Source organism: Flavobacterium sp., from assembly GCF_043760115.1.
Lineage (GTDB): Bacteria > Bacteroidota > Bacteroidia > Flavobacteriales > Flavobacteriaceae > Flavobacterium.
The window spans coordinates 1-8,508 of the sequence record NZ_JAYUPK010000053.1; the positions used below are offsets into that span (position 1 = coordinate 1).

Annotated in this window: 8 protein-coding genes; 6 read left to right on the top strand and 2 right to left on the bottom strand. The window is 28.5% G+C overall.

The genetic code is table 11. The annotated features are described in order from the left end of the window. Nucleotides 1-731, top strand: a 731-nt coding sequence (gene proC / locus ACH2BC_RS04505) for a pyrroline-5-carboxylate reductase (RefSeq protein ID WP_395052791.1), incomplete at its 5' end; no start/stop codon positions are given. A gap of 54 nt (nucleotides 732-785) precedes the next feature. Here the strand turns inward: proC and ACH2BC_RS04510 are convergent. Continuing rightward, on the bottom strand, nucleotides 786-1,838 hold the full coding sequence (locus tag ACH2BC_RS04510) for a fasciclin domain-containing protein (protein ID WP_395052792.1): 1,053 nt from the start codon (nucleotides 1,836-1,838) through the stop codon (nucleotides 786-788). 225 nt (nucleotides 1,839-2,063) lie between these two features. Here ACH2BC_RS04510 and ACH2BC_RS04515 point away from each other — a divergent pair, with 225 nt between their 5' ends. Both ACH2BC_RS04515 and ACH2BC_RS04520 read left to right on the top strand, forming a co-directional pair. Continuing rightward, nucleotides 2,064-2,771: a toxin-antitoxin system YwqK family antitoxin gene (locus tag ACH2BC_RS04515; RefSeq protein WP_395052793.1), complete on the top strand. Its 708-nt coding sequence runs from the start codon at nucleotides 2,064-2,066 to the stop codon at nucleotides 2,769-2,771. Between the two features lie 216 nt (nucleotides 2,772-2,987). Next, nucleotides 2,988-3,545, top strand: a complete 558-nt coding sequence (locus ACH2BC_RS04520; protein WP_395052794.1) for a DUF4956 domain-containing protein — start codon at nucleotides 2,988-2,990, stop codon at nucleotides 3,543-3,545. Here ACH2BC_RS04520 and ACH2BC_RS04525 read toward each other — a convergent pair. Continuing rightward, nucleotides 3,542-5,422, bottom strand: coding sequence for a PEP/pyruvate-binding domain-containing protein (locus ACH2BC_RS04525; protein ID WP_395052795.1), 1,881 nt, complete (start codon nucleotides 5,420-5,422; stop codon nucleotides 3,542-3,544). The two genes, ACH2BC_RS04520 and ACH2BC_RS04525, sit on opposite strands and share 4 nt — an antisense overlap. 130 nt (nucleotides 5,423-5,552) lie before the next feature. Here ACH2BC_RS04525 and mnmA point away from each other — a divergent pair, with 130 nt between their 5' ends. From mnmA to ACH2BC_RS04540, 3 genes are all read left to right on the top strand, one after another. Then, the gene (mnmA, locus tag ACH2BC_RS04530) at nucleotides 5,553-6,740 is read left to right on the top strand and encodes a tRNA 2-thiouridine(34) synthase MnmA (RefSeq protein ID WP_395052796.1); all 1,188 of its coding nucleotides are present in this window, start codon (nucleotides 5,553-5,555) and stop codon (nucleotides 6,738-6,740) included. Nucleotides 6,741-6,763: 23 nt separating this feature from the next. After that, on the top strand, nucleotides 6,764-8,374 hold the full coding sequence (locus ACH2BC_RS04535; RefSeq protein ID WP_395052797.1) for a S8 family serine peptidase: 1,611 nt from the start codon (nucleotides 6,764-6,766) through the stop codon (nucleotides 8,372-8,374). A gap of 10 nt (nucleotides 8,375-8,384) precedes the next feature. Beyond that, the coding region (locus ACH2BC_RS04540; RefSeq protein WP_395052798.1) for a nitronate monooxygenase at nucleotides 8,385-8,508 on the top strand (124 nt) is incomplete at its 3' end.

An 8,508-nucleotide genomic window follows, 5' to 3' on the forward strand; every position in this document is an offset into this window, starting at 1 on the left:
TTATAAAACCAGAAGATATTTATGTTTTGGTTAAAAAAGCATTCATAAATTCAAATGATTTTGGTATTCCAAATGATAATTTTTTTAATGTTCCAAATAGTATAATTAACGAATTTGATATAATTATTTTAGCTGTAAAACCTCAAGATTTTTCTAGTTTAGCAACTACAATAAAAGAATTTATAAATCGCGAACAAATTATATTTTCGGTAATGGCTGGAGTAACAATTGCTTCCATTCAAAGCCAGTTAAATTGTACTAAAGTAGTTCGTTCTATGCCAAATATTCCAACACAAATAGGAAAAGGAATGACCGTTTTTTCTGCTTCAAATGCTGTTGATAGAAAGGAATTATTTATAATTCAAAATCTTATAAACACAACTGGAAAATCTATTTATGTAGAAAACGAAAAACTTATTGATGCGGCAACAGCTATTTCTGGAAGTGGTCCAGCGTATGTTTTTTATTTTATGAATGCAATGATTAACGCAGCAACAGAGTTAGGATTTTCTCAATCGGAAGCAGAGTTACTAGTAAATCAAACTTTTATGGGTTCAGTAGATTTACAAAATTCAAGTTCATTATCTAACCAAGACTGGATAAAAAAAGTAGCATCCAAAGGAGGAACTACAGAACAAGCATTGAAAGTTTTTCAAGAAAACACTATTGAAAATTCTATTATAAAAGCGGTAAAAGCTGCCAATGATAGAGCATTAGAATTGGGTTCATAAAAAAAGCTACCAAAATTAATTGATAGCTTTTGTCTTTTTGTTTGAGTTTAAATTTTATAAAACTGGCTTCAATACTCTAGTAATTCCGTGAATAACTCCATTAGTGCATTGAATATCAACAGCATTAACAACAATAAAACTATTATTTCCAGCTTGGTCAATAATTTTTGCGCCACCAGTAATATTTACAGTTGTATTTTGAGGTGGATCAGTAGCCATTGGAATATTTCCTAAACTATTACTTAAAGAAGTTGATAAAATATTTCCACCAAGAAATCCTGTAGCATGATACAATAAAACTTTAGAAACTTGTGCACCAGTTGTTGTACCAACAACTATAAAACCACCATTGGCAGCTGGACCAGTTGCTTGTGTAAATGCAGAATTGATTGGAGCAAATAATGTTAAAGGTGTAGTATTATTGGTTAATGCGTTTTTCACTGCTGTTTGATCACCAAAACTTCCACTTGTACTTGTTACAACTGCTTGTAAAGTATCAAATTCAGGATTTGCAACAACGTGTGTTGTAATGCTTGGTAAACCAATAACTGCATCTACAATGTGAACAATACCATTAGATGCTAAAACATTTTTAGTACTTACATTAGAAGCTCCATTTAAAGTAACTGATGTTGTAGTTCCAGTTGTAACTTTTTGAACGAACATACTTAAAGTATTAGAAGTTGAGGCACTACCTTTTCCTAGTGTTTTTAAATATCCAGCAACTGGTAAAGCTGTATCATCTTTAATTTCTCCTAATACATGGTTTAATAATAATTGTTCTAAAGCTGGAATTGGAACAGTATTAATATCTGGATTTCCATTTGTTACAAAGCCGTTAGCTGTTAAAAATGTATTAAAAGCAGTGTTGGTTGGTGCAAAAACTGTAAATGTTCCAGCAGCTGCATTTAAATTATCATCTAATCCTGCTCTTACTAATGCGCTAACCAAAACACTCAAGTTAGATTGCGATTGAGCTAAAACTGTAATCGTACTTTTTTGAGCATTAACTCCTTCTTCTGTGTCGTCGCATCCTATTAATGAGAGGGTTGCACTGAATAGCAAAATAATTGCTAAAAATCTGTTTTTAAAATTTTCTTTTTTCATAATTGTTTTTTTTTGTTTAGAACATTAATACTAGTTTGTTTAACAAATATAACAATCAATTAAACAAAATATTGTTTGTTATAAAAATTTTAACATTTACTACAACGTTGTAAATTCAGATTGTTTTATGTGATCACCATTATTATTTATAAATTATGTAAATTTGGTGACATTTTTGTTATACTAAATTTAACATTTTAAAGTTATACAATAAAACTAAATTTAATGAAATATTTAATTTACTTCCTATTATACAGTTCGTCATTTTTTTCTCAAGAAATTAATAAACTAGACGAAAAAGGTTTAAAAGATGGTTTATGGAAAGGTGTTTACGAACCATCTAAACGACCAAGATACGAAGGCACTTTTAGTCACGGTAAAGAAATTGGAACGTTTAAATTTTTCGATGATACTGCTGTTGGAACTGTAGTTGCAACAAGAGAATTTAATACCAAAGACAATTCGTGCTACACCATTTTTTATAATCAAAAGAAAAATAAAGTTAGTGAAGGCAAAGTAGTCAATAAATTATTTGAAGGAGAATGGAAATATTACCACGAAGATTCAGATAAAATTATGACTTTAGAATTATATACCAAAGGAAAATTAAACGGAATTAGAAAAGTGTATTACCTTAACGGAAAAATAGCCGAAGAAGCCATTTATAAAAATGGTATAAAAAACGGAGTTTATAAAAAATATTCTGATACAGGAATTGTTTTTGAAGAATGTATTTATGTAAATGGAGAGTTTGATGGTGCAGCAGTTTACAGAAACCCAAAAAATGAAGTGGTTGCAAAAGGCGTTTTTAAAAAAGGTAAAAAAGAAGGAATTTGGGAATTTACAACTAATGGAAAAACTACCAAAGAAAATATGAGTAAACCCAATAAAAGAAAATTTGTTAAAAGAGCAATTCCTTTGGAAGAAAAATAATTTTTACAATTTATCAAAAATATATAATATCAATTTGATATACATTGTAATATTGAGCTTCGCCTGTACTGACGAAGGAAGTATCGAAGTGTTTTGTTATTTATTTAAATGTGAAATAAAGATTTTTTATTTATTAGTTTTATAAAATTTTATTTATTTTAAAAATGTGTTTTTTAGTATAATATTGATAATATAAAATTTAAAGTTAAAAACTATATGACATTACAAGAACTCTCAGGCAGGTTTTTAATTCTACTAATTTCAATACTAATTTTATATTTTTTTTCTAATAGAAAAGACAATCAAACTATTAATCCTCTTATAGTTATAGTGGGCTTTTGTACTTTCTCTCTGTGTTATTTATTTACAAGAATTGAAATAGGTGTAGGTATTGGTTTTGGATTGTTTGCTATTTTTTCTATACTACGTTTTAGAGCGCAAACCTTTACTATTAATGCAATTATATTTCTTTTTGCAACTATAACTTTATCAATTCTTGATGTAATGTATCCGTTTGAAAATCTAGAGAATCTAATCTTTTTTCAATCTATTATAATTATTTCCTATATAATTGCCTCTTTAATTGTTAATAAAAAATCTAGTGTATTTTTAAATTCTATGGATATAAAATTAGAATATAATTCACAATTAAATATTGAGAATGATTACATAAAAAAACAAATTCAAGAAAAAATAAATATCAAAAATTTTGATTTTAAAATACAAAATGTAAATACAATAAATAACGAAATTGAAGTTAAAATTTTTTATTAATCATTAAATATTCGAACTTGTTTTATATATAATTCTCTTTTTTCTCCTATATATTTAAATTCAATATCGGCACGTTTATAGTTTAACTTGTTCCAATATTTATTCATTTTTCTTTCTATAAGTTTACTAACATTATATAAATTATTTATTTCATCGCTTGTCAATAAAGGTTTGTAATCGTTTAAATTAGATTGCGAAACATAGTCAACATCAAGATTAGAATTTAGACTTGTAAAATCAAAATCATAAACCGTAAATTGCTCACATACATCTCCATTTAAAGGTTTTACAACAGAGTTTTCTCCTTTTTGAATGTTAATTGTAATACCAGGAAAACCATCTCTAAAAATATTTTTTGTAATAATTACTCCATTCGCAACTTCCTCTGGAAACGATCTATGAACCAAAACTCCCATTGCAATTTGACTTTGATCTATACCAAAAATTTCACGTTCCCAATACGACGCTTCGTTCCAAACGCTTGCCCAAACTTGCTTAATTGCTTTTTCAAATGTTTTAATAGAATCATTTAAAATTCCGGTTTTAGATTCGTACAATCCTGCACCATTAAAACCATCAATATCTTCGGCATTTGTAGAAGATCGAAATCTAAAATTTTTAAACTCGGTTTGATTTCCTAATTTTTGATTTAATTTCTGTATTAAAACTGAATTTATGGGTTCTTTTTTTATAACATCGCGAATTTTTTTCAAATGATTGTTTATCCATTTTATAGAATCTTTGTGTGGATAATTTATCAGTTTTGAAATTAATGAACTTATTGACTTTTTCTGAGTATGATTTACATAAAAATAAAACGGAATTGCATACGCATTTTCTGGAGTTTTAAACGAATTGTCTTTTGCAATAGCTTTTAGATAAGCCAAATTTTGTGCTTTAGAACCAATATATTTTATTCCATTTTTAGGAATTTTTGAAAGAGTAACCAAGTCTTTTACAGAAGTGTCAACAACTAATTTTCGTTTTTTTAAAATAACTTTTGAAATTATTTTCTTTGTTGTTTCTGCAATGTAAAAAGTATCTGCAACTATTTTTAATGCTACTTTTTTATTAATTAAATTTTGAATTCTACTATCTTTACCAACATTAGTATATGCCATTATTGGAATTTTTCTATTTTTTCCTAGAATAACTAAATGACTTAATGGCGTTTGCAGTTCATTAACAATTAATCCTTTAACGTTAGGTAGAACATCTGGTGTTCCGTCAAGAATTATAATTTCATTTTCTTTAGGAAAAATTTTATCCAAATCTTTTAACTTGTATTGTTTTAAAATTCCAATGGTACTTCCTTCAACAACTTCTTGGTATTTTAACTCGTTAAAAATATACTCAGATGTTACACATTTAATTGAATATTTTTTTTGATTATATAATTCAATTTTTTCTCTGTTGTTTAAATAAAAAACCAATGATTTCCCAATAAATATATTATTCTGAACCAATTGAAATAATTTTTCAGTTAAATTAACTGGCATATGATCTGACGCTGCCAATTCAAAAATCCATTTATCACTTCCTTTAATATGATTTAAATTTCCCAAAAGAAAATCTCTATCTGTTTCTTTATTACTATAATTTCTAATATTAAAACGTTCTAAATCAATTTCATATCCCAAATATTCTGTAACAAATAAATAGTGTAATTCTATTTTTTCACTATTAAAAAAGTATAATTTATCTTTTGCAATATCATAAACCACTTTTACCGATTCTATATTAGAAAATTTATCAGATAATGGTTTGCCTTTTAAAGATTTATAAACCTCATAAGAACCAATTTTTTCAACATAATTTTGCGAAAAAACAATGTTGAAATGTAATATTATAAGTAGTAAAAAAGCAAAATTTTTCATAGAAATTGAAATCTGAAATAAAAGTAAGTAAAAATTATAAATTTTATTTACATCATCATTATTTTAAGTGATTATAACAAAAAAAAGTCTGCATAATTATACGTAAATTTGCAAAATAATTAAATTTATTATGAAACGTGTTGTTGTCGGACTTTCTGGAGGTGTAGATTCTAGCGTTGCTGCTTATCTTTTGCAAGAGCAAGGTTATGAAGTAATTGGACTTTTTATGAAAAATTGGCACGACGATTCTGTTACCATTTCTAATGAATGTCCTTGGCTAGAAGACAGTAATGATGCACTTTTAGTAGCAGAAAAATTGGGTATTCCTTTTCAAACTGTAGATTTAAGTGAGCAATACAAAGAAAAAATCGTTGACTATATGTTTAACGAGTATGAAAAAGGTAGAACTCCAAATCCTGATGTGCTTTGCAATAGAGAAATAAAGTTTGATGTTTTTATGAAAATTGCACTTTCACTTGGCGCTGATTATGTTGCAACTGGTCATTATTGTAGAAAAGGAGAAATTGAAGTTGATGGAAAAGCAACTTATCAATTACTTGCTGGCGCTGATGGAAACAAAGATCAATCGTATTTTTTATGTCAATTATCGCAAGAACAATTATCTAAATCGTTATTTCCAATTGGTGAATTAACCAAACCAGAAGTTAGAGAAATTGCAGCAAAATTAGATTTAATTACAGCAGAAAAGAAAGATTCTCAAGGTTTATGTTTTATAGGAAAAGTGCGTTTGCCAGATTTTTTGCAACAGCAATTGCAACCTAAAGAAGGATTAATTTATGAAGTTGAAGCCAGTTATGAAATTTATTTTCAACCCAAAGCTAAATTTGAAACTTTAGAAGAACAATTACAATCCGATGCCACATCAATTTCGTATATTCCATCTATGGGAAAAGTAGTTGGAAAACATCAAGGCGCACATTATTTTACCACAGGTCAACGTAAAGGATTGAATGTTGGTGGCACGAAAGAGGCATTATTTATTATTGCAACTAATGTAAAAACCAACGAAATATATACTGGTCAAGGACACAATCATCCTGGATTATTTAAAAGTGTTTTAAAAGTTATTCCATCAGAAATTCATTGGATTAGAGAAGATTTAAAACTTAAAAATGGCGAAACTATGCAAGTAATGGCTAGAATTCGTTACAGACAAGAATTGCAAAAAGCTACTTTGCATCAATATCAATCTGGGTTATATGTAGCATTCGATAATCCGCAATCTGCAATTACTGAAGGACAATTTGTTGCATGGAATTGTGGCGATGAATTAGTTGGTTCCGGAGTAATTTCGTAACTTCGTATTTTAAAAAGCTAATTATGAAAAAGCTACTACTTTTATTAGCATTTTTAATAAGCTCCGCATCTTTCTCCCAAGAAGATGCGTGGGTTTATTTTAATGACAAACCTAATGCACAATTTTTCTTAGACAACCCTTTAGAAATGCTCTCTCAAAGAGCAATTGACAGACGAAATGCTCAAGGAATTTCACTGGTTTTAAATGATGTTCCTGTTCATCAACCTTATATTGATGCAATTCTTTCACAAGTTGGAATTGAAGTAAAGGCAAAATCTAAATGGTTAAATTGCCTTCACGTTCGTGGAACTACAACAGATATTCAAGCATTGAGTGTATTAACTTTTGTAAGTCAAATAATATTTGCAGATGATTCGTTAAATGCAAAAAATTCAATTATTTCTCAGAATAATTTGATTAATAAAAATCTTGATGTTCAAGTTTCATTTCCTTATGGAACTTCATCCAACCAAATTGAAATGTTAAACGGTCATTTATTACACCAACAAAATTTTACTGGAACTGGAAAAATTATTGCAGTTTTAGATTCGGGTTTTATAAATGTTGATACAGCAACTCCATTTCAACGTTTGTATACCAATAATTTAATTCTTGGCGGATATAATTATGTATCTAGAGATGAAAACTTGTATTCACTTCACAATCACGGAACTTTAGTTTTGTCTTGCATGGGCGGATTTGTTGAAGATCAATTGGTTGGAACAGCACCAGATGCAAAATATTATTTATATGTTACCGAAGATGTTTTAACTGAAAATCCAGTTGAAGAAAGCAATTGGGTAGAAGCTGCAGAAGAAGCAGATAGAGTTGGAGTAGATATAATTACTTCATCTTTAGGATATTTTGAATATGAAAACCCTAATTACAGTCATACTTATTCCGATATGACTGGTGATTCTAATTTCTCTTCAAAAGGTGCAAATATTGCTTTTTCTAAAGGAATTATAGTAGTTGCAAGTGCAGGAAATTCAGGTTCAACGGTTGAACCACATGTTGGTGCTCCGGCAGAAGCAACAAATGTTTTGGCAATTGGCGCAGTAAAATTTGACGAAAGTTATGCCGCTTTTAGTTCCATTGGTCCATCGTTTGACAATAGAGTAAAACCAGATTTAATGGCGCAAGGTCAATCAGTAAAAGTTTCTAATACCAGTGGAAATATTGTAAATGCTAGCGGAACATCGTTTTCTGGACCAATTATGGCTGGAATGATTGCAAGTTTTTGGCAAGCACTTCCAACTTTAACTAATGTACAAATTGTTGACATTATAAAACAATCTGCAGACAGATTTACTACTCCAGATGTACTATTTGGATATGGAATTCCAGATTTTCAATTGGCTTTAAACAATGCTCTACTTTCTGTTATTCAGAATGTTAAAAGTGAGTTTGTTGTTTTTCCAAATCCTGTTATAAATGAGTTTTCAATTCGTTTTCCAGATAATTTTTCGGAAATTAGTTTGACATTGTACAATAATTTAGGTCAATTAATTTTAGAAAAAAAAGCAATAACTTCTGATGAAAAGATTAATCTTGAAACTTTAAATTCTGGAATTTATTTCTACAAAATTGCTTCTGCAAATGTTACTCAGAGTGGGAAGATAATTAAGAATTAGTAAAGCATTTATGAATAAAATTACAAAACTCTTCAACATAAAATACCCAATTATTCAAGGCGGAATGATTTGGAATAGTGGTTATAAATTAGCAAGTGCAGTTAGTAATTCTGGAGGTTTAGGTTTAATTGGTG

What these genes read in the sequence shown, in the direction of transcription:
- ACH2BC_RS04535 (WP_395052797.1), top strand. Translation starts at nt 6,764, where the DNA reads ATGAAAAAGCTACTACTTTTATTAGCATTTTTAATAAGCTCCGCATCT.
- ACH2BC_RS04510 (WP_395052792.1), bottom strand. Translation starts at nt 1,838, where the DNA reads ATGAAAAAAGAAAATTTTAAAAACAGATTTTTAGCAATTATTTTGCTA.
- mnmA (WP_395052796.1), top strand. Translation starts at nt 5,553, where the DNA reads ATGAAACGTGTTGTTGTCGGACTTTCTGGAGGTGTAGATTCTAGCGTT.
- ACH2BC_RS04515 (WP_395052793.1), top strand. Translation starts at nt 2,064, where the DNA reads ATGAAATATTTAATTTACTTCCTATTATACAGTTCGTCATTTTTTTCT.
- ACH2BC_RS04525 (WP_395052795.1), bottom strand. Translation starts at nt 5,422, where the DNA reads ATGAAAAATTTTGCTTTTTTACTACTTATAATATTACATTTCAACATT.
- ACH2BC_RS04520 (WP_395052794.1), top strand. Translation starts at nt 2,988, where the DNA reads ATGACATTACAAGAACTCTCAGGCAGGTTTTTAATTCTACTAATTTCA.